The 20,367-nt window shown below is 38.2% G+C and carries 19 protein-coding genes; 12 read left to right on the top strand and 7 right to left on the bottom strand.

The window, feature by feature from the left end; genetic code table 11:
• Window positions 1–208: 208 nt before the first annotated feature.
• The gene (locus tag COJ96_RS21640; protein WP_098575858.1) at window positions 209–1,453 is read left to right on the top strand and encodes an MFS transporter; all 1,245 of its coding nucleotides are present in this window, start codon (window positions 209–211) and stop codon (window positions 1,451–1,453) included.
• Window positions 1,454–1,530: 77 nt separating this feature from the next.
• Here the strand turns inward: COJ96_RS21640 and COJ96_RS21635 are convergent, their stop codons facing one another.
• Window positions 1,531–3,042, bottom strand: coding sequence for an ATP-binding protein (locus COJ96_RS21635; protein ID WP_180230210.1), 1,512 nt, complete (start codon window positions 3,040–3,042; stop codon window positions 1,531–1,533).
• A gap of 425 nt (window positions 3,043–3,467) precedes the next feature.
• Here COJ96_RS21635 and COJ96_RS21630 point away from each other — a divergent pair, with 425 nt between their 5' ends.
• Together COJ96_RS21630 and COJ96_RS21625 are read left to right on the top strand one after the other, a co-directional pair.
• Window positions 3,468–5,099: a M4 family metallopeptidase gene (locus COJ96_RS21630; RefSeq protein WP_098575856.1), complete on the top strand. Its 1,632-nt coding sequence runs from the start codon at window positions 3,468–3,470 to the stop codon at window positions 5,097–5,099.
• 458 nt (window positions 5,100–5,557) lie between these two features.
• Window positions 5,558–5,779: a hypothetical protein gene (locus COJ96_RS21625; protein ID WP_098575855.1), complete on the top strand. Its 222-nt coding sequence runs from the start codon at window positions 5,558–5,560 to the stop codon at window positions 5,777–5,779.
• A gap of 57 nt (window positions 5,780–5,836) precedes the next feature.
• Here COJ96_RS21625 and COJ96_RS21620 read toward each other — a convergent pair whose 3' ends face one another.
• Window positions 5,837–6,346, bottom strand: a complete 510-nt coding sequence (locus COJ96_RS21620; RefSeq protein WP_098575854.1) for a DoxX family protein — start codon at window positions 6,344–6,346, stop codon at window positions 5,837–5,839.
• A gap of 294 nt (window positions 6,347–6,640) precedes the next feature.
• Here COJ96_RS21620 and COJ96_RS21615 point away from each other — a divergent pair, with 294 nt between their 5' ends.
• From COJ96_RS21615 to COJ96_RS21605, 3 genes are all read left to right on the top strand, one after another.
• The gene (locus COJ96_RS21615) at window positions 6,641–7,348 is read left to right on the top strand and encodes an MBL fold metallo-hydrolase (RefSeq protein ID WP_098575853.1); all 708 of its coding nucleotides are present in this window, start codon (window positions 6,641–6,643) and stop codon (window positions 7,346–7,348) included.
• Window positions 7,349–7,360: 12 nt separating this feature from the next.
• Entirely contained in the window at window positions 7,361–7,936 is a 576-nt protein-coding gene (locus COJ96_RS21610) for a TetR/AcrR family transcriptional regulator (RefSeq protein WP_098575852.1), read from the top strand.
• A 171-nt stretch (window positions 7,937–8,107) separates the two neighbouring features.
• Window positions 8,108–8,713, top strand: coding sequence for an exonuclease domain-containing protein (locus COJ96_RS21605; RefSeq protein ID WP_098575851.1), 606 nt, complete (start codon window positions 8,108–8,110; stop codon window positions 8,711–8,713).
• Window positions 8,714–8,815: 102 nt separating this feature from the next.
• On the opposite strand, the gene COJ96_RS21600 is transcribed toward COJ96_RS21605, so the two are convergent.
• A complete protein-coding gene (locus tag COJ96_RS21600; RefSeq protein WP_098575850.1) occupies window positions 8,816–9,241 on the bottom strand; it encodes a VOC family protein in 426 nt (141 codons plus the stop codon).
• Window positions 9,242–9,442: 201 nt separating this feature from the next.
• Complete coding sequence (locus tag COJ96_RS21595; RefSeq protein ID WP_098576151.1) at window positions 9,443–9,967, bottom strand: DinB family protein; 525 nt, start codon at window positions 9,965–9,967, stop codon at window positions 9,443–9,445.
• 234 nt (window positions 9,968–10,201) lie between these two features.
• Here COJ96_RS21595 and COJ96_RS21590 point away from each other — a divergent pair, with 234 nt between their 5' ends.
• The 4 genes from COJ96_RS21590 to COJ96_RS21575 all read left to right on the top strand — a co-directional run bounded on the left by COJ96_RS21590 (window position 10,202) and on the right by COJ96_RS21575 (window position 13,245).
• Window positions 10,202–10,690 (top strand): hypothetical protein, encoded by a 489-nt coding sequence (locus COJ96_RS21590; RefSeq protein ID WP_142333035.1) that lies wholly within the window; start codon window positions 10,202–10,204, stop codon window positions 10,688–10,690.
• Between the two features lie 209 nt (window positions 10,691–10,899).
• Window positions 10,900–12,300, top strand: a complete 1,401-nt coding sequence (locus COJ96_RS21585) for a hypothetical protein (RefSeq protein WP_098575848.1) — start codon at window positions 10,900–10,902, stop codon at window positions 12,298–12,300.
• A gap of 21 nt (window positions 12,301–12,321) precedes the next feature.
• Complete coding sequence (locus COJ96_RS21580) at window positions 12,322–12,708, top strand: VOC family protein (protein ID WP_098575847.1); 387 nt, start codon at window positions 12,322–12,324, stop codon at window positions 12,706–12,708.
• 144 nt (window positions 12,709–12,852) lie between these two features.
• On the top strand, window positions 12,853–13,245 hold the full coding sequence (locus COJ96_RS21575; protein ID WP_098575846.1) for a globin domain-containing protein: 393 nt from the start codon (window positions 12,853–12,855) through the stop codon (window positions 13,243–13,245).
• Between the two features lie 223 nt (window positions 13,246–13,468).
• Here the strand turns inward: COJ96_RS21575 and COJ96_RS21570 are convergent, their stop codons facing one another.
• From COJ96_RS21570 to COJ96_RS21560, 3 genes are all read right to left on the bottom strand, one after another.
• A complete protein-coding gene (locus COJ96_RS21570; protein WP_098575845.1) occupies window positions 13,469–14,764 on the bottom strand; it encodes an ABC transporter substrate-binding protein in 1,296 nt (431 codons plus the stop codon).
• Window positions 14,765–14,854: 90 nt separating this feature from the next.
• Window positions 14,855–15,682, bottom strand: coding sequence for a carbohydrate ABC transporter permease (locus COJ96_RS21565; RefSeq protein WP_098575844.1), 828 nt, complete (start codon window positions 15,680–15,682; stop codon window positions 14,855–14,857).
• Window positions 15,682–16,650, bottom strand: a complete 969-nt coding sequence (locus COJ96_RS21560) for a carbohydrate ABC transporter permease (protein ID WP_098575843.1) — start codon at window positions 16,648–16,650, stop codon at window positions 15,682–15,684. The genes COJ96_RS21565 and COJ96_RS21560 overlap by 1 nt, the downstream gene beginning before the upstream one ends.
• A gap of 198 nt (window positions 16,651–16,848) precedes the next feature.
• Here COJ96_RS21560 and COJ96_RS21555 point away from each other — a divergent pair, with 198 nt between their 5' ends.
• Complete coding sequence (locus tag COJ96_RS21555; RefSeq protein ID WP_257148587.1) at window positions 16,849–18,675, top strand: sensor histidine kinase; 1,827 nt, start codon at window positions 16,849–16,851, stop codon at window positions 18,673–18,675.
• Window positions 18,672–20,261, top strand: coding sequence for a response regulator transcription factor (locus tag COJ96_RS21550; RefSeq protein ID WP_098575841.1), 1,590 nt, complete (start codon window positions 18,672–18,674; stop codon window positions 20,259–20,261). The genes COJ96_RS21555 and COJ96_RS21550 overlap by 4 nt, the downstream gene beginning before the upstream one ends.
• The last annotated feature ends 106 nt before the right edge of the window (window positions 20,262–20,367 follow it).

Here is a 20,367-nt window from a genome sequence, read left to right as displayed (position 1 = left end):
AATACGATAATTGAAAGGGTGACCATAAGGCCAATGATTCACTAAACCTATTAAAAGAAAAAAATTCGGATAATTAAACGAACATATTTCTGGATAGGGTTAGTGCGGGCTTTTATAGACAAAAGGGAGTAAAAGGTACTTGGTGTACTGTGCCCTTTTGCTACATAAGTACCTCCTGTCCAGATAATTGGATGAGGAGGTTTTTTTTATGGAAGAAACAAAATCAAACATTACCATGGGGGACTTATTTAGGAATCGTGTCATACGCACAATCTTGCTCTCTACGTTATTCTTGCAAATCGGTATTTGGGTACGTAACTACTCCATTTTATTATTTGTGATTGAGAAAACAAATGAAGATCCCGTTGCAGTCTCACTGATTTCAGTTGCAGAATTCGCACCAATCTTTCTTTTTTCCTTTATTGGAGGGACTTTTGCTGATAGGTGGCGGCCGAGACGGACGATGATTTGGTGCGATTTCCTCAGTGCGGTGTCTATCTTTATTGTTTTGTTAACACTGGTATTTGGGGGCTGGAAGGTCATTTTCTTTGCAACTCTCGTGTCATCGATCCTTTCACAGTTTTCACAGCCTTCTGGAATGAAACTTTTTAAGCTTCATGTAAAAGAAGAACTAATTCAAATGGGGATGTCGATGTACCAAACGGTGTTTGCGCTCTTTATGATTTTAGGTCCGATTATTGGAACTTTTGTGTATCAGCATTACGGTATAAATGCAGCGATTGCGATTATGGGGATTGCCTTTATGCTTTCGGCAGCGACTCTATTTATGCTTCCACCTGACAGAGAAATTGAGGAAGGCCCTGTTAAAACGACACTTATGGACGAAATGAAGGCAGGATTCCGTTATGTTTGGAACAGTCGAGCGCTGACCTTGCTAGGTGGCTGTTTTGCGGCAGCAGGTCTAGGGCTGGGACTGACGCAGCCACTATCTGTTTTCCTTATTACAGAAAGACTTGGTTTACCAAAAGAGGATCTGCAATGGTTGATGGCAGCTTTTGGAGCGGGGATGATTTTAGGTGGTGGACTCACGATGGGGTTAGCCAAAAAGACTCCTCCACAAATCTTGCTTGCCATTGGAATGAGCGCTTCGGCACTAGGATTTTTCGCGATGGGGCTATCAGAACAATTGTGGCTGACATTGACCGCGCAATTCATTAGCGGTTTGTTTATGCCTTGTATTCACATTGGGATTAATACAATGATATTGAAAAACACAGAAGAAGCTTTTATCGGTCGAGTCAATGGCATATTAAACCCTATGTTTATGGGGACAATGGTTATTACCATGACAGCGAGCGGATGGCTGAAGAAAACCACTTCTTTGGTAACCATGTACGAATTATCGGCCCTGCTATTTATCGTGGGGGTAATTATTCTCATTCCACTCTTCAAGAATTCCGTTAATCTTTTAAACAAGAGTGAGGAAGTATAAAAGAATGCACATGGTGCCTGACACCCATTTTGTTTATTTTTAAAGCTGCCCTGTTTTCGAGGGCAGCTTTTTTACGCCTATTGGTTGAATACCAATGGGAGTGTAATGATGACTTGTGTTCCTTCATTTGGAATACTGTGGATTGAAATCTTCCCGCCATAGGAGTCAATAATCCGTTTGCAAACAGTTAATCCTAAGCCAGATCCATCTTTCTTGAGTGTGAAGAATGGGTTAAATGCTTGGTTGATTTGATCTTGCTGCATTCCCACTCCGTTATCAGTGACGGTAATTAAACAGTGTTCTGCCTGTTCCTCAAGTGTGATAGAAAGTTTTCCTCCAAAAGGCATGGCTTGCAACGAGTTCTTTGTTAAATTAAGAATGACTTGCTTTAACTGATCTTTGACACAAGAAACGGGTAGATTTTCCTTAGAGTAATTAATGATTAACTCCACATTCATAAAATTAGCCTCGGAATGAATGATCGGCTCGATTTCTGTCAGAATGGTATTAACATTATCAATTTTAAGCGTATGAGCAGTGGGTTTTCCTAGTACAAGCAATTCACTAACAATACCATTGATTCGATCGATTTCTGTTTGAATTACTTTGAAATAGGATTGGGCTTTCTGATCGTGATATTCCTCGCTTAAAAGTTTTATTAATCCTTTTATTCCGGTTAATGGATTCCGGATTTCATGAGCTGTGCTTGCCGCAAGTTTCCCGATTAATTCTAGTTTATGATGTTCCGTTTGCGCATTTTCCCTTTGTACTTTCTTTTTCAAAAGAAAGTATTGAGCCCATAAAAAGACGATATTGGAAATGGTTAAAAAAATCATCAAATATTTAACAAACGATTTCCAAAAAGCTAGTTCATTTTCCGATTGGACAAAGACGGATATTTTCCAATTAACATTGGCTATTTTCATACTGGATTTTACCGAGTCCTTTTCAGGTAGGGAACCCGCTTTAAATAAAATCTTGTTTGAATCATCGGTGATAATGACCATTTCGCCATTAACCAGGTTTTTAATGGCTGCTTCAATTTTATCTGTCCGTAAACTGGCAACAAGCACACCCTGCACTTTTCCATGATCGACAATCGGAGTAGCAATTGTGATGATTTGCCTGCCTGTAACCCGGCCAATATGTACGTCCGAAAAACTTGTTTTCTCTGTCTGGATGGCATGTTGAAAATAAGGTTGATCGTTTACATTCACATTTTTAGAATTTGTATTCGTACTAATTAATAAGTCACCTTGGCTATTTGTCCAAAAGAAACCAGATAGACGAGGATCCTTCCCTTTTGTTTCTCGAAGCACTGTTTCCAAATTAGATAGGTTGGTGTTCTGATACTTAAGTGAAGTTGCGAGCATTTCTAATCGGCCAACCGTTTCGTTAAATAAATTTTCTATATTCATTGTGTGGAAGGTGGCATATCGTGCGGCTTTATTTTTATTTTGTGCTTCCAAAATTTTTACTTGGTGTTGGGCTAACACCGAACTAGCGGCTAAAGCGGGAATCAAAGTGAGAAGTAGATAAAGTAGAAATTTATTTTTTAGAATTGACGATAGAACGCGAATGAAAACCAAGAGTAATCTACTCCTCAATGTTGTATAGGATTATTCTACTATTTTTTTTAGCACTCGAAAATACATTTTGTTGTTTATTATTGGTAATAGTATGTTTTTATTTAGTGGATTCTAATACCGAATAGATTATTATTATCAATTCATATTATGAAAAGAGTAACTTAAATTAATGTTTAATCCCTATATAAAAAGTTACAAAAAATAAAATAAAAGTTTAGACCCCCGAAAAAATAAATAATAAAATTTTCCCAACGCTTTTGAGAACCTAGCGTTGGGATTTTTAATAGAATAGTTTATTTTTCGTTAGTACTTTCGTTAGTGCCTGACACCATGTCCCCTACTTTTTCCCAATTATCCTAATAGATTCACCGTGTTATGATTATTTTGAAAATTCTATACAAAGAGAAATTAGGAGGCGGTTGGCGATGAAAAAGAGAACATCACTAGTATTAGCATTGGGATTAACAGTGGGGTCTGTGCTGCCAATAACGGCTGCAGCAAAAACTGAACTGTATAATGTTACGGTTCAGAAAGATGCAATGCAGTTTGGTCAGGATGCAAAGGTTCATTGGAAACAAGGTCAAAAGGTACCATCCTTTGTTCATGGAAAGTTATCTACCAAAGCCTATAAAGATAAAGATGCCATTAAGCAATTTTTAAAAGAAAATAAAGAGCTATATCAATTAGATACAGCTAAAGATTTAACTTTACTAGATGTTCAGACGGACGAACTTGGCAGCAAGCACTATTATTTTGTTCAATCGGTTCAGGGGATTCCGGTGGATGGAGCACAGTTTAAGGTCCATACCGATAAAAATGGAATTGTTACGGCAGTGAATGGAGATGTATTTCCAGAAGCATCTTCCTATTTCAAGGGCGCATTAAAAGCTCAGCTATCGAAGGATGCTGCTCTCGATAAGTCTTGGAAATCTATTACAGTAACAAAAGCAGAAACCCTAACCAATGCCGAGGATGGTCCTACCGGTAAAAAGGTAGAGGATACCGTTGAAAAGGCTGAATTAGTAGTTTATAAGAATGGCGATCAATTTAATCTGGCTTACAAAACAAATCTCCAATTTATTCAGCCATACCCTGCTAATTGGGTTGTTTATGTGGATGCTGTCAACGGGAATATCTTAAAGTCCTATAATGCGGTGGCTGATGGAACAGGAGTAGGTGTCCTTGGGGATACGAAAACAATAAACACCTACTACTCAAGCGGAACTTACTATTTATATGATATTACTAAGCCGATGACGGGTGTCATTGAAACAAGAACGGCAGCAAATCAATCCCGATTACCTGGTAATTATACAGTGGATGCTGATAATAATTTCAACGCTACCGGACAGCGAGCCGATGTAGATGCACACTACTATGCCGGTGTTGTTTATGATTATTATAAGAATACATTTAATAGAAATAGTTTTGATAATAATGGAGCCACTCTTCGCTCCACTGTCCACTATGGTAGAAATTACAACAACGCCTTCTGGAATGGATCACAAATGGTTTATGGAGATGGGGATGGAAAAACCTTCCGTTCGCTGTCAGGTGCTCTTGATGTTGTAGCCCATGAATTAACCCATGCGGTTACGGAAAGAACAGCTGGGTTACAGTACCAATATCAATCGGGTGCCTTAAATGAGTCCATTTCTGACACATTCGGGGTGTTTCTTGATAAAGGTGATTATTTAATGGGGGAAGATGTTTACACGCCGAATACAGCTGGTGATGCACTTCGCAGCCTGTCCAATCCTAAACTTTATGGACAGCCAGATAATATGAGCGGATACGTAAATACAACATCTGATAATGGCGGCGTTCACACAAACAGCGGAATTCCGAATAAGGCAGCCTATTTAACGATTTCAAGTCTAGGGACAGCTGTGGCTGAAAAAATCTACTATCGTGCACTTACAGTTTATTTGACTCCAACAAGTAATTTTAGTGGGGCACGTGCAGCGCTCCTTGCTGCAGCAGCTGACCTTTATGGATCAGGCAGCACACAATACAATGCCGTTAAATCCGCTTGGACACAAGTAGGAGTAAACTAAGAAAAGAAAGAGGTCAGCCATCATAAAAGGGGATGGCTGACTTTTTCTTTGAGCAAAAAAAAGGATTGGTGTCAGGCACCAATCCAATAATGGGAAGTTTTAAGAAATGAGTTCTTCAAACCATTTCCGTATTAACTTGAGTTAATCATATGAAAAACTTATGTAGAATTTAGGTGGAACTTGTGTGGAAGTTGTGAAGATTTTATATGTGCAATGTAGTTAAGATGGCATATACTTATAAAAATTTGAAATCTAAATTTCTCCCCATATTTTTACTCGATACTATTAAACTAGCGAATATTTATAAAAATTGCGCCGTTTGTTGGTGGATAAATTTTTTTCTTACCGGGTGTTGTTATTCCCTTTTTTTGCAATATAATAAAAGTAAGGTGTTCACAAAATTGTCAAAATACATTTATCGAATTTACATACAAAATAATTTTTCAGGGGGAAGACATATGATTAGGGCGGCTATTGCTGGTGTAGTGGGTTTTGTGCTTATTTTTATCGAATCGATGATTGTCATGAATCTCAAAGGCCTTGAGACCATTGAGTTTGGCGGCATAGCTCCATTCATAAATGTCTGGGCTATGAATTTCTTTTTCGTCTTTGCTATTCTTACACAAGTAACCAATTGGTACGTGAACAAGGAAAGTTTAGAAGAGGATAATAGCTATTAATAATAAAGCGACGCAATCTGGCATAATGCCCAAGATTGGCGTCGCTTTTTGTTTGGTTTAAACGTTGTGTTTTACGGATTTATTACCTCCAATAGCTGTTTTACGAATGAATGGGATTACCCAACGATCAAGACCGATGCGGCCGGCATTATAACCAGCGAATAGAATAATTGCTCCAATGAAAAGGTCAGTTGGAATATGAGATACAGTTCCTGCTAAGAAGAAAGAGAAATTCATCACAAGACCAAAGAACATTGCAGCAGTTGTTAAGCATCCAAGAATTAGTCCAAGTCCAACTAAAAACTCGCCAAGTGGAACGATTGTGTTAAAAATATCAACGTTTGGTAATGCAAAGTGTTGTAAGAAATCAACATACCAGCCATAAACTACGCTGCCGTCAGGTCCTTTTACGGGATTAGCGATGGCTCCTTTTAAGAATCCAGAGGCATCGAAGCCACCTGCTAATTTGTGGTACCCTGCTGTTAACCAAGAATAACCGATATATAGGCGGAGGACTGTTAAAATTCCTGCGGCAACTTTGTTTTCTCTTAACCAATTTACTACCATGTGAAACACTCCTTGTTTATAAAGTTTGTTAATTGTTTTCTACATTGTTACTATAACAAACTTATTTCGAAATTAGGGTAAAATGTTCACTATTTCACATATTCGTAAAAAAGTTTTGAACAAGTTTTGAACGAACAATCCTTTTTCATGGAGTGCTTCGTTAGTATTTTTTGGTATAGGAGATGAATATAGCTTTAAAGTAAGAGTTGAAATTTTTACCAAAAAAGGTCTTGATAAAACTAATGGTATTAGTTATTATAAAACTAACGATATTAGTTAAAGGGGATATGCCAGATGAGGATGATTAAAAATGGATATTTATATCAAGTCACTTTCATGGCAAGAGTTTTTCCAGTCAACTGCTATTTGGTGGAGGAAGAGGATGGGTTAACGTTAATTGATGCGGCACTAGGTTTTTGCACGAAGGGAATTATGAAGGCCGCGGAATCGATTGGAAAGCCAATTACCAAAATAGTGCTGACACATGCTCATGAAGATCATGTCGGTGCGCTGGATTCAATAAAAGAAATGCTGCCCGCAGTACCGGTGTATATTTCGGTTCGCGACAATAGGCTAATGAACGGTGATCGTTCGCTTGACCCTCATGAGGCGCAAACCGCAATTAAAGGCGGTGTACCGAAAAAATTAAAAACGAGAGCTAGTATTTTATTGAAGGAAGGCGACTTGATTGGTTCGTTAACCGCGATTGAAACGCCAGGACATACACCCGGCTCGATGTCATTCTTAGATTTACGTACAAAGGCGTTGATTGCTGGGGATGCCTTGCAGACACGAGGTGGAATGGCGGTAGCAGGGGATATAGTCCCATGGTTTCCATTCCCAGCCTTTGGTACTTGGAGTAAAGAAACAGCCATGACTAGCGCACGGAAATTAGTGGGTTACCAACCAGAGTTACTTGCGGTCGGCCATGGGGAGATGGTGATGAATCCTAGGAAAGAAATGGAACAGGCAATCAAACATCTTGAACGAAAAATTGGATAGGGAGTCATGACAATGTCACCAAGACCAAAAATCGGTCTCGAATTATCTTTTATTATTGAAGCGGCAGGAGAACTTGCCGACCAGCAGGGGATCCAGGAAGTTACCTTAGCAAACCTTGCGAAGAAACTAGGTATCCGCTCGCCTTCTTTATATAACCATTTCGACGGACTTCCAGGATTACGAAAGAAATTGGCGATCTATGGAATCAATATGCTTTATAAAGTGGTGGCAGATGCAGCAATTGGGGTGTCAGGCACCGAAGCTGTCCTCGCGGTAAGTCAGGCTTATGTAGATTTTGCCCGTAGGCATCCAGGAATTTATGAGGCTACCTTACTTGCACCGAATCCGGAAGATGTGGATGTGCAGCAAGCAGGGGCGAAAATCGTTGACCTTTCTGTTCGGATTTTGCAGGCATATCATTTAGAAGGGGAGCGTGCCCTGCATGCTGTGAGGGGCTTGCGCAGTATTTTACATGGATTTTCATCCTTAGAGCAAAAGGGCGGGTTCAAGATGTCGTTGGATTTGAACGAAAGTCTAATGATTATTATCAAGGCATTTCTTGCGGGGATGGAAGAGGGAATTAATTAATGTCGATAGGAAGGTTCATTGTGCCCAAAGACATAGAAAATACCTGTCGTGGGCACTCTGGAGCGCCTCTTCCCTTGAGTATACTCATGAAGGTACATTTTGGAGATAGCAGTTCTCCATTGACCTTTGGTATAATGGGTTAAAGTTTAGTATTAAGGGATGATCATGTAAATGAGATCAGAAAAATTGGGATTAGTATTAGATGTTGAGACTACCGGTTTAGGGCCAACCAAAGATGAAGTAATCGAACTTGCCTTAAAGTTATTTTCTTATCGAGCCGACACTGGCGAGGTAATCGATATTATCGAAGAAGATTCCTTTTTACGTGAGCCCCTCTCCCGTACAGCAAGGAATAATTATGACTCAGCGTATCGAGTTCATGGAATCCCATATGAAATGGTTCAAGGGAAAAGCTTTTATGATGTAAAAATAAAAACATACTTCCATCGTGCCGATTCCGTGTTTGCTCATAATGCCTCCTTCGATCGAAGCTTTCTTTATCATATGTATCCAGAAGTTAACGATCTGAAATGGTACTGTACAATGAGAAATATCCCTTGGAAAAATTACGGATTTCCCAATGGGAAATTACTCACGCTATTACAAGCACACAACATTACAGATTACCAAACACATAGAGCACTAGATGATATTACATACTTGTTGGAGCTGCTTAAGAAAACAAGTCCGAATGGAATCTATTATCTTCAAGAAGTGCTAGAAAAGTCCCCAATGAGAAAATATCAGCCAGCCGTTTCGCGATCGAAAATGGGTTAAAAAAACTAATCACGCTTGATTAGTTTTTTTGTTAGAATGGCAAAAAAACCCGGTCACATCTTGGACCGGGTTCATCTTAATACAACTTGTGTATGTATGAATTTATTGTCTGCCCTCAGTGAAGATTTGGAAGGTTACACCAAATTTATCGATTACACTGCCATATGCCGGGCTGAAAAAAGTTTCTTGAAGAGGCATGGTTACTTGGCCGCCTTGTTGCAGGGCTTCAAAGAATTTATGCGCTTGGTCTGCATCGTTCGTTGAAATACAGATGGTCACTTGATTACCGCTTTGATGTGGTTGGCCAGGGAAAGTGTCGGAAAACATTAATTCTGTTTCGCCCACTTTAATCGTCGCATGACTTATACGGTCTTTCGCTTCAGCTGGTAGTGGAAAATCAGGATTTTCTGGCATCTCTCCGAAAGATTGTGAAAAAAGAACTTGTGCATCTAAAGCGTTTTCATAGAATTGTATGGCTTCCTTCGCATTTCCATCCATCACAAAATAGGGAATCAAACGTAATGTCATAATTAACCTCTCCTCAGTTAAAAAATTATTTTTTCGAGAACCTCTATCCGATAATAGCTGTTGTGGACATTTTGATTTAAGAGTTCCACTTCTTATTATTACCGATAATTCTATTATAAAACGGAGAACTTATGTTCGCAACAATAAAATTAACGAAAATTGAGTCCGCAGGATAAATTTTCCCACGGACTCGATATTGGTCTATTTTAATAACGGCAGGTATCGGTCACTAATAATATTCAAATGATGGAGAGCGTGGCCTGCGATAATGTAGGCGATGGCACGGGCAGTGACTTCTGTGTTATTGGCAAATCCAATGTTTGTCCAGGCCTCTTCCGGCATATTTTGAATTAAAGTAAGGGTAGCTTTTCTAGTGGCAATAAAGTCTTCGAGAATACTTTTTATGGGTAATTTATGAATTTGCGAGCCTTGAACATAATCATTCTCATTAAAACCCGCCAAAGAGGTCTGGTCCCCACGTCCAACGCGGAGAAGCCGATAACTCATAATTCTTTCTGTATCCGCCATATGGCACAGTACTTCTTTGATGCTCCATTTATTTTCAGCATAACGAAAGTGGCCACCCCCCTCGGATAGTGACTCGAAAAGTTCGATTGTTTTGACCAAATGCTCCTTCAAAAGTAATAATAGATCACCATCAGGAACTAGAGTTACATACGGTTTATAATATTCTGGGTACTCATTTACTAGTGGGCGTTGTAACATTTTCAATTTCTCCCTCCTAATTCTAATGACAAAATTGAATTTTCGGATAATCATCCTACATAATTTTACCATAAATCGTAAATAGTGCGTTAAATCTGTTCGTACTTGCTTTTTATACAAAAAAATAGCTACTATATGAAATTCCAATTTAAAGAAAAAAATATTTTTATAAAATCATAAATAGTTTTTTCCAATTTTGTGCATTCTAAAAAGAAAAAGGATTGGCACACATAGATGAGAAAAAATAAAATGATTTTACTCGTTATCATGATCCTGCCTTGGTTATCGATGCCGTTCATGGGGAAACGAACAATTAAGCGTTTATTTCCAGGGGCTATATTTATGTTCATCTGGGTAGCTGTTGAAAGTATTCTCGCAAAAAAAAGAATGTGGTGGCGGATTTATGAAAGGATAAATCCTAGGGTAATTGGCGAATTGCCATTCATGCTGGGGCCATTTTTTGTCGGTTCATTATGGATTTTAAAATGGACTTTTGGTAATTTTATTCGATACCTATTTTTAAATTTAATTTTTGATACTCTTTTTGCTTATCCAGGGATGTACATTTTAAAAAGACTAGGAATTGCCTCTCTTATAAGACTAAGACCCTACCAAATGGTACTTTTGTTTATGAGTAAATCAGTGCTCATGTACGGACTTCAGAGCACAGTGACTAGATTGCGTAAAAAACCTAAATCTCTTCTTCAAAGAATATTCTCATAGGAGACACCATGGGAAACAGTGGGTAGATGCTGTTTTCATATGGTGTTTCCTTTTCTCGTTATGCTATATCTTTTTAATTGAATCATAGCAAAGGGGAAAATTCTGACCGATTATAAACAAAAGTGGACCTCAGTAGAAGCGATGTTATCGGCCCGCCAAACCGAAAAATGTTACAATTAGAATAAATTATTATCATGGGGGGGGAAATCATGAGTCCATCTAATCCGAACACTACCTCACAGTCGAGCGAAATCGATTTAATTACCGTCCTATCAAATCAAAACAAAGAAGAACTAATTAAGATTATTCTTGACCTGTCAGAAGATTATCCCGAAATTGAAAAACAGTTACTATTTAAATACACTCCTCATAAAGACGAAATTTCATCCGCGAAAAAACTTATTTCTGCATCAATTAATGGGGCAAAAAGAAAAGGGTTTATCGATTGGCGTCATGTTGGTCCTGCATTACAAGGTGCAGAATTGAGCCTCCAAAAAGCGCGGCATAAAGTAGAAAACGGTGAATACGAGAGTGCGATTTTATTATCACTTGTTGTCATGCAGCCAGTTGTAAAAATGCTCAATTTTGCTGATGATTCAAATGGTTCGATCGGTGATGTTATGAATTGGGCGATTCGAACAATTGACGATGTGGTGATTGCCAGTCTGCCCGTGTTGAATGAAAAAGAGAAGAAAGGTCTTTTTGAGGCGATCATGAAAGAAGCCGGAAAAGTACATTATGATGGCTGGAGTGATTGGCGATATGCTTTATTAAAAATTTGCACCTACTATTCTCCTATGAAAGATTTGAGAAAAAAGTTAGAAAAACAGTTGGAAACCCTTCTTGAGAAAACTGAATCTTCTTGGAGTGACAGATATGAAAAAACACAAATAAAATTACTTCAGCTTGAAATCATTGAACGATGTGATGGGGCAGCCGCTGCGGGAGAATTTATCTATAAAAATATAAAATCTAGCGAATTCCGTGAAAAGGCAATTGTTAATGAACTAGGAAAAGGTGATTTCAAAAAAGTACTTCAACTTTGTTTGGATGGAGAAGAAGCGGATAAAGAATATCGAGGACTTGTCCATAAGTGGCGGGAATACCGATACCAAGCCTATGAATTGCTTGGAGATATTGAACAACAAAAACAATTGGCGAGCAAACTGTTATTCAAAGGTGAATTTACATATTACATAAAACTAAAAGAACTATATACAACAAGTGAATGGGAGGGCGTTTTGAAAAAAACTGTAGCTGAATTTAAAAAAATGGATTATCAGCCCTCAGCATACCTTTCTATTTTACAAGGGGAGAAATTGACGGATGAACTTTTAATTTATTGCCAAAAAAATATTCGAACTATTACAGAACTGTATCCATATATAATTAAGGATTATTTAGAAGAAGTAATTGCCTTGTTTATTAAGTACATTGAGAATGAAGCTGAAGAGGCTACGGATCGAAAAAAATATCGGAAGGTTTGTTCCATCATAAAAACCTACAAAAATGCCTGTGGAACGATTCAGTCGCATAAGCTAATTGGGGAATTAAGAGAAAAGTATATGCGCCGGCCTGCGTTCATAGAGGAGCTAGGGAAATTTAGATAAGCCGACAAGGAGATTAAAACGATGCTGCACCATATAGAAATTAATGTTTCCAATCTAAGCAAAACGATCGAATTTTGGCAGTGGTTTTTAATGGAGTTAGGATATCAACCATATCAAAAATGGGAGTCGGGTATCAGCTTGAAAGATGGAGAAACCTATCTTGTTTTTGTACAAACTGAAGAACGATTTTTGGATGTCTCGTACCATCGTTCACGAGTTGGGCTTAATCATTTTGCTTTTCATGCGGAATCAAGAAAACAAGTCGATCAAATAACAATGCAATTAAAAGAAAAAGGGGTCCATATTCTTTATCAGGATAAACATCCATTTGCCGGTGGAGATACTCATTATGCTGTTTTTTTCGAAGATCCAGATCGTATTAAAGTGGAATTGGTCGCTCCATTCTAGCAGTTTCGGTCTGACCCTGATGCATTAAGATTCGAAACTTTTGTATTTCGCTATTTATAGTGATTTACATCACAAAACACCATCCTTTTTAACATTATAATAATCAAAAACAGAGGGAAAATTAATAGTGGATGGTGACGAAAAGTGGATTACAATTTTAAGTCGATCTATGATGAAATAGGCGGGCAAGAAACAATAGATAAATTGGTCAATGCTTTTTATCCGCGTGTATATGCCGACCCAGAACTAAGACCATTGTTTGAAGGGGATATGGAAGAAATAAAGCGTAAACAGCGGATGTTTTTGCCGCAATTCTTGGGGGGTCCTGCCCTTTACAGTCAGGAGTTTGGACCGCCTGCCATGAGACATCGACATCTGCCATTTGAAGTAACGCCTAGAAGGGCAAAATGCTGGCTTCGCTGCATGAAAGAAGCATTTGAAGAAATTGGACTTGATCAACAACCTGCCGGGCTGGCTTTTTATGAAAGGTTAACGCAAGTGGCTGGAATTATGGTCAATAGCCCGGATCGTGAATAATCAAAAGGCTCTTCTCAGATAGAGAGGAGCCTTTGCCTATAAGATGAAAAATTTAGTGTTTGAACTATTATTACTGTCCAGCTCCAGCGTCCAGCGACTAGTGTACTTCGCTCTCTTCCCTACGATAAGTCAACATCGAATCGCTCCGCTCTCCGTGTTTCCTTTATCTCAGTCAGAGCGCTCCAGTCCATACGTCGCTAAACGGACGCTTCCGCTTTTCTGACTATTTCTTTAACTTAGCCCAAGTTGCATCTAAAGCTTTTTCTGTTTCGGCTTTCGATTTTTGGCCGCCAACATACGCTTGAAGAGTAGCTCCAAATTCTTGGCCTGCACCATCCGGATATTTCATGAACTGCCAAGAGTAGGTTTTGCCTTCTTGTGAATATTTTTGAAGTTCTGCACCTAGAGGTCCAATATCTTCCGCTTTTGCTTCAATTGTTTTAAAAGCAGGGATGTACTTGAACTCCTTAACTAGAGCTGTTTTCCCTTCTTCAGAGGTAACCATCCAGTTTAAGAAATCTTTTGCTGCTTTTTTATCCGCTTCAGGAGCTTTGTTATGAACTACCCAGTTCGTTGGAACGTCAACCATTAATTTATCTGCCTGAGCAGCATCATCCGTAAGTGCCAATGGAATAAAGCCAACTTCCATGCCTGGATTTAGTTTATCAAGCATTGGTTGAATCCAGTTACCTTGCTGAATCATTGCCGTTTCACCGTTGGCAAATTGGGTTACTTCCGTGTTGTAGTCTGTTGTTAAAGGATTTTTGTTGCCATATTTGATCGTTAAGTCAACAAGCTTGAAGTAGTCATTGAAGTATTTATTGCCTTCGATTTTCGCTGACCCTTCGTTTAAACCTTGGATGTAGTTCTCGTCATCTGCTTGTTGGTAAGCAAATGGTACGTTTAGACCATGGTTTGCTAAAACCCACCATTCCGCATAGCCGACAGAGAAAGGAGTAATACCGGCAGCTTTTAATTTTTTCGATGCTGCTTCTAATTCCGTAAATGTTTTTGGCAGTTCTGTAATACCAGCTTTTGCAAATAGTTTCTTATTGTAAGCAAAGCCATAGCCTTCCATATTTACTGGCTGTCCGTAGATTTTTCCATCGATTGTCATTGGCTTTAAGGCATTTTCATAGGCATCTTTTACCCACGGCTGATCGGATAAATCCTCGAATTTATCTTTCCATGTTTGAGCCTCTTGATAACCGCCATTGCCAAAGATATCAGGAGCCTTGTTGGAAGCAAACTTAGCTTTTAATGCTGCAGATCCATCTGCACCGCCACCGACGGTTTCAATATTAAAAGTAACGTCGGGATGTTCTTTTGTATATTGATCTGTTAACGCTTTCAATTGGTCGGCAATTTCAACCTTTCCATTAAAAAGATCGACCACTACTTTGCCGTCTTTCCCGCCGCTTTTTTTATCAGTAGATGCACTGTCGCTAGAACAAGCTGTTGCTAATAGTAGTGAAGCGGATAGAACACCTGCTAGTAAAGAATACTTTTTGATCCCCATTAAAATTCCCTCCTGGTATATAAATCTATTTTATATTTGTCTCTGCTATCTGTCATGCAGACAGCAGAGGTTGTTCCTATGGTATATTTTCTACTTGATAGAGCCACTAGTAATTCCTTTAATAATGTGTTTTTGCATCGCAAAAAAGAAGATTAATAATGGAATAATGCCCATGACTAAGGCAGCTAATGCCAAATCCCATTGCTTTGTATACTGTCCAAAGAAGGAGAACGTTGCTAAAGGAATCGTTTTTAATTCCGGATCCTGAAGCACAAGTGATGGCAATAGGAAGTCATTCCAAATCCATAAGCTATTTAAAATCACAATGGTCACTGTAATTGGTTTTAATAATGGAAAGACAATTCTCCAAAACACGCCAAACCTTGAACAGCCATCGATGATAGCAGCCTCTTCCAGTTCAACTGGAATCCCTTTAATAAATCCGTGATACAAGAAAATGGTCATCCCTGAGCCAAAGCCCAGATACATGATGACAAGGCCCCATACGCTATTTAAAAGTCCAAAAGTACTGGCTGTTTTGATAAGCGGAATCATGATCGATTGAAACGGAATGATCATTGCTGCCACAAATATCATGAAAATCACATGGCTAATTTTCTTCCTTGTTCGAACCAGCATATAGGCTGCCATCGAACAAAAGATGACAAGAACTACATTACTGACAACAGTAACAATTAAAGAGTTTGAAAATACTTTAAGATAGTTCAATTTTTCGAAAGCACTCACATAGTTCTGAAGCTCCAGAACCTTCGGCAAGGCTGAGGTGTTAGATAAAATATCTGCGAAAGGTTTCAAGGAGTTTGAAATCACATAATAGAAAGGGACTAAAAAGGCTAGACCAAGCAGGATGGCAAGAATCTCCATTATAAAAGTTTTTCCTGTATACCTGTTTCCCATTAGGACTCGACCTCCTTTTTCTTCGAATACGTCACTTGAATGATGGAAATGGCTGCGACGACAAGGAAGAATATCAGTGCTTTTGCCTCGCCAATTCCGTAACGGTTATTCACAAAGGCTTCTGTATAAATGTTTAGTGCTAACATTTCAGTAGACTTAAAAGGACCGCCATTTGTCAATGACAGGTTTGCATCAAAGACTTTAAAGGATGAGGCAGTAGTTAAAAATAAACAGATAGTAACCGCCGGTGCAACGAGTGGCATGGTTATGTGGCGAAGAATCTGCCATCTATTAGCTCCGTCTATTTTCGCTGCTTCAATTAATTCTTGAGGAACGTTTTGCAGTGCAGCGATATAGATAATCATAATATAGCCTGCACCTTGCCAAACACTGACAATCACAATTCCCCAGAAGGCGGTATTCGCATCTCCTAACCAAGCCATTTCAAAAAGGGGAATCTTTGTTAACTGTCCAATCGATGCAAAACCCTTTACAAAAATGAATTGCCAGATAAAACCTAATAAAAGGCCGCCGATCAAGTTTGGCATGAAGAAAACGGTTCGTAAGATATTTCTTGTCTTTAGCATTTGTGTGACAAGTAATGCTAATCCAAACCCAATTACATTTGTTAAAAGGATCGCAACAACCGTATATTTCGTGGTGAGTTTGAAGGAATCTTGGAATTGCTTGTCCTCGGTAAAGATGTACTTAAAGTTGTCCAAGCCCACCCATTTGACCGCTCCCGTGATCCCGTTCCAGTCTGTAAAGGCATAATAAATACCTGTAAAAAAAGGAATCAGAACAATCAGGGTAAAAGCTAGCAAAACTGGTCCCACAAATAGTGCAAATAATCCTGCATCTTTCAGTTTCTTGTGTTTATTTAAGGAAACTGACTTCGAAACCGCTGCGCTTCTGTGAACTTCTAAGACGGGGGTTTCTACTTTTTCCAACTTACTTTGGCTATTCATAACCTGCACCTCCATAATTACATTTTAGAGAATCTAGAAAATTATGAAACGGCTTACATTGACCAGTAGGGTGGAATATATTGAACAGTCCAAATAGATGACAAGTCAATAAATGCCATAGGAATGGATAGGGAATGTTGTTACAATAGAGAAAATTCATTAAGTGGAGGAAAGTTAGTTCTTTGGTAACTAACCAAGATGTCTATGCAATGGGGTATACGTAAAAAGCTGATTATATTTTTAATGCTTGTAACAGTCCTGCCTTTTGGAAGCTCAATCGCGATTACATATTATCAAACAACAACCTCTCTCAATGAACGTTTTGTTTCGACCAATCATGACCTAATTGTCAAAGGTGAGGAAGAACTTACGGTTTATCTAGAAGATGTCGCTCAGATGTCGTCCGTACTTTATCGATATACACCCTTTATGAATGTGATGAGGGATGGTCTCTCAGAGAATTTAAATAACAAACAGGAAGAAGTTCGCCGTGCTCTTGCCTATTTATTTAATACCCGGCCAGAGATTGAACAAATGCATCTCTATATTGATATAGGAAAAGATTCGTATACGAATTATCATTCAAGAATAAGCGGAAGAGGTAAATATGAAAGTATTTTGTCGCATCCCTATTATTCCAAGCTAACTCGCTATGACGGCTTTTCACTCATCGAACCACCACATGAAATGTACAGCTATAACAATATTTCCGTCATACCAAACTCGGAAAAGAAAAATGTCCTTAGCTTTCATAACATCCTTCGTGACGTTCCTTCTGATAAGATGTTAGGATTTTTGTCGATTGATATTAATCTTTCAAAAATAAGTGCGATTGCTGGTCGATTATTTACAAAGAATATGGAAGACTTGTATATTATGGATGAAAATGGGGCGATTATCTATTCCTCCAATGAAACGATGATTGGCAAGGAAAATAAGGAAAAGTGGTTTGAGTTTGTAAAGAAGGAGCCTGTCTCTAGTAAAAGTACGGAATGGAAGGATCAGCAATTCAATGGTGTGATTGTCTATGATAAGTTCTCCGCTCCTTATAAGAATTGGTATATTGTTAAACGGATTCCTTACCGTGTTCTCTATCAAAGTGCTAGGGAAACAGCACTAATTAATATTGTCATTGGGATTGTGACGCTCGTATTTGTATTTATCGCTACGATGTTTGTTTCCTTTAAGATTACGGCACCGATTAAAGTATTAATAGATAACATGAAAAAGGTTGAACAAGGTGTATTTGAGGCGGACTTTGATTCGTTAGGTAACGATGAAATGGGGATGTTGGGAAGACATTTCAAATTAATGATCGCCAAAATCAATGATTTAATTGAGAGAGAATATAAACTCGCGATTGAAAACAAAGAATCACAACTGAGAGTATTACGTTCGCAGATTAACCCGCATTTCTTATATAATGCCCTTCAATCGATTGGGACCTTAGCGTTAAAATCTAAGGCTGCTCCTGTTTATTCATTACTCACTTCATTATCGAAAATCATGCGATACAGCATGGATATGAAGGAAGATATTGTCCCGGTTCATTCGGAGGTAATGCATGTAAAAGCATATTTATTATTACAAAAACAACGTTTTGATGAGCAGTTTGAATTTGATTTAACTATTTCAAAGGAAGTCCAAGAAATACACATTCCGAAAATGATCTTGCAGCCTATTGTAGAAAATTCCTTTAAGCATGGATTTGACCAGCAAATCGATAACGCATCCATTCAAATTGACGGTCAGCTGCAAGAGGACGGGATGGTTTGCATTACGGTAAGAGATAATGGAATAGGCGTAAGCGGTCAACAGTTGGAACGAATCAGGCAGGAATTATTAAATGGTGCATTAAGAGAAGGCGAGCAAAGAGAAACGATTGGGTTAAAAAATATTTATGACCGCTTACAAATTTATTACAATAATCAAGCACATATGTCGATTCATAGTATTGAAGGATGCGGATTTACGGTTACTGTTCAGTTTCCAAAGGCTATCCAAAAAGAGGTGGAGCATTCATGAAAGCATTAATCGTTGATGATGAAAAGCACGTTCGTGAAGGAATTAAGATACTGGGTGAGTGGGAACAAAATGGGATTAGTGAAATTTATGAAGCAGGAAATGGTGAGGAAGCCATCCTTCTCATCCAGAAATATAAGCCAGAGATTATTTTTTCAGATATGAAAATGCCAAAAATGGATGGCGTCTTGCTGCTAGAATGGATCAAAGAAAATCAGTCTACCAGCAAAACCATCGTTGTGACAGGTTATGATGATTATCATTACATGCGTAAAGCGATTCATTTCGGCAGTTCTGACTACCTCCTAAAGCCGATTGATCCCGAAATCTTAAATCATACCTTGGAAACCGCCGTGCATGAATGGAAAAAAGAAGCCCTAGAGCGTGCCCGAAAAGAAAGCAGCACACAATTAATCAATGAAATGAAGCCTGTTTATCGAGACCGAAAGCTTACCAAACTGATGAATAGTGATAATCTGAATGGCGATTTATATGAGGGTTTCGGAATTCAACCGTCTGATAACTATCAAGTGGCTCTTGTCCGGATTAATGGCAAGACCATGGAGGTATTTCAAGGAGATCGTGATTTAACGTACTATACGATTCTCAATGTCATAAATGAAATCATGCTGGAAAATGAATCAGGAATTGGATTTCGATATTTATCCAGTAAAGGCGAAGTGTTAATTATCTTCTGGAAAAAGTTTGCGGAAATTGGAAAAATATTAAATCGAATCTATAAGACTCTTAAAAGTACGATGAATATCTCTTGTCCGATTACTTTAGGGAAACTAGTGAGTAAGAACGCCAGATTAATGGATTCCTATCTTCATGCCAAACAGATATTTTCTTATTCAAATATTTTAGATAAGGTAGCAAATCGAATCTATGTGAACGAAACCCATGCTAACCATGCATTAAGGAATCTTATGGACTATTCTGCCAGCATCGATTTGGCTGTACAAGTCGGTAAAATGGAGGCATTTGATGAAGTAATTCATCAAATAACTACGGATATTTCGGCAAAAAACTATCTATCCATAAAACAGCTGCTCCATGTTGAAAATGAATATTTAGTCATCAGCAATAGATGGTTTAAATATTATCATCTTCCTAATGTAGCAATAGAGGATATACAAAAAAGGCTGGATTTATTTTTCGATGAAAACGGTTCCTTCATGTTAGAAGAATACATTAAGAGAAAGAAACGAGAGATTGCTATCTTTTTGAAAAAGGTTAATAAAGGCACCCTTCAGAAAAATAGCAACATCATTTATGAAATTGAAAAATACCTGCAGGCAAACTTCGATCGCGAGGTAAAACTGCAAGAGATTTCCGATCATTTTTATATTAGCCGAGAGTATATCTCGAGAAAATTTAAACAAGAATTTAATGTGAATATCTCCGATTATATTGTTAAATTTCGAATGAAAAAGGCGAAATCTTTATTAAAAAACAGCCAGCTAAAAATCTATGAAATAGCGAATATGATCGGCTATCAAGACGACAAATATTTTCGAAAAGTATTTAAAAAGGTTGAGGGGATTACCCCGAATGAATACCGTGAAGCCTATATAAAACAGAAATAAGCAGATCCGAATTCCGGTTTCTGCTTTTTTGTTGGAATGAAATCACCCGTGGTAAGTTGATGGGGGATATGTTAAATTGAATAAATAATAATAGCCAAATCTTATT

Origin of the sequence: Bacillus sp. AFS073361, from assembly GCF_002567005.1 — a bacterium.
Classification (GTDB): domain Bacteria; phylum Bacillota; class Bacilli; order Bacillales; family Cytobacillaceae; genus Neobacillus.
The sequence above is the reverse complement of the archived record's forward strand: the minus strand, read 5'-3'. Positions and strand labels throughout refer to the sequence as shown.

Excerpts from the sequence above, each read along its gene's own strand:
- COJ96_RS21625 (WP_098575855.1), top strand. The coding sequence starts at position 5,558 with ATGATTAGGGCGGCTATTGCTGGTGTAGTGGGTTTTGTGCTTATTTTT.
- COJ96_RS21555 (WP_257148587.1), top strand. The coding sequence starts at position 16,849 with ATGTCTATGCAATGGGGTATACGTAAAAAGCTGATTATATTTTTAATG.
- COJ96_RS21605 (WP_098575851.1), top strand. The coding sequence starts at position 8,108 with ATGAGATCAGAAAAATTGGGATTAGTATTAGATGTTGAGACTACCGGT.
- COJ96_RS21550 (WP_098575841.1), top strand. The coding sequence starts at position 18,672 with ATGAAAGCATTAATCGTTGATGATGAAAAGCACGTTCGTGAAGGAATT.
- COJ96_RS21640 (WP_098575858.1), top strand. The coding sequence starts at position 209 with ATGGAAGAAACAAAATCAAACATTACCATGGGGGACTTATTTAGGAAT.
- COJ96_RS21590 (WP_142333035.1), top strand. The coding sequence starts at position 10,202 with ATGAGAAAAAATAAAATGATTTTACTCGTTATCATGATCCTGCCTTGG.
- COJ96_RS21570 (WP_098575845.1), bottom strand. The coding sequence starts at position 14,764 with ATGGGGATCAAAAAGTATTCTTTACTAGCAGGTGTTCTATCCGCTTCA.
- COJ96_RS21610 (WP_098575852.1), top strand. The coding sequence starts at position 7,361 with ATGTCACCAAGACCAAAAATCGGTCTCGAATTATCTTTTATTATTGAA.
- COJ96_RS21580 (WP_098575847.1), top strand. The coding sequence starts at position 12,322 with ATGCTGCACCATATAGAAATTAATGTTTCCAATCTAAGCAAAACGATC.
- COJ96_RS21630 (WP_098575856.1), top strand. The coding sequence starts at position 3,468 with ATGAAAAAGAGAACATCACTAGTATTAGCATTGGGATTAACAGTGGGG.
- COJ96_RS21600 (WP_098575850.1), bottom strand. The coding sequence starts at position 9,241 with ATGACATTACGTTTGATTCCCTATTTTGTGATGGATGGAAATGCGAAG.
- COJ96_RS21620 (WP_098575854.1), bottom strand. The coding sequence starts at position 6,346 with ATGGTAGTAAATTGGTTAAGAGAAAACAAAGTTGCCGCAGGAATTTTA.
- COJ96_RS21560 (WP_098575843.1), bottom strand. The coding sequence starts at position 16,650 with ATGAATAGCCAAAGTAAGTTGGAAAAAGTAGAAACCCCCGTCTTAGAA.
- COJ96_RS21585 (WP_098575848.1), top strand. The coding sequence starts at position 10,900 with ATGAGTCCATCTAATCCGAACACTACCTCACAGTCGAGCGAAATCGAT.
- COJ96_RS21595 (WP_098576151.1), bottom strand. The coding sequence starts at position 9,967 with ATGTTACAACGCCCACTAGTAAATGAGTACCCAGAATATTATAAACCG.
- COJ96_RS21615 (WP_098575853.1), top strand. The coding sequence starts at position 6,641 with ATGAGGATGATTAAAAATGGATATTTATATCAAGTCACTTTCATGGCA.
- COJ96_RS21565 (WP_098575844.1), bottom strand. The coding sequence starts at position 15,682 with ATGGGAAACAGGTATACAGGAAAAACTTTTATAATGGAGATTCTTGCC.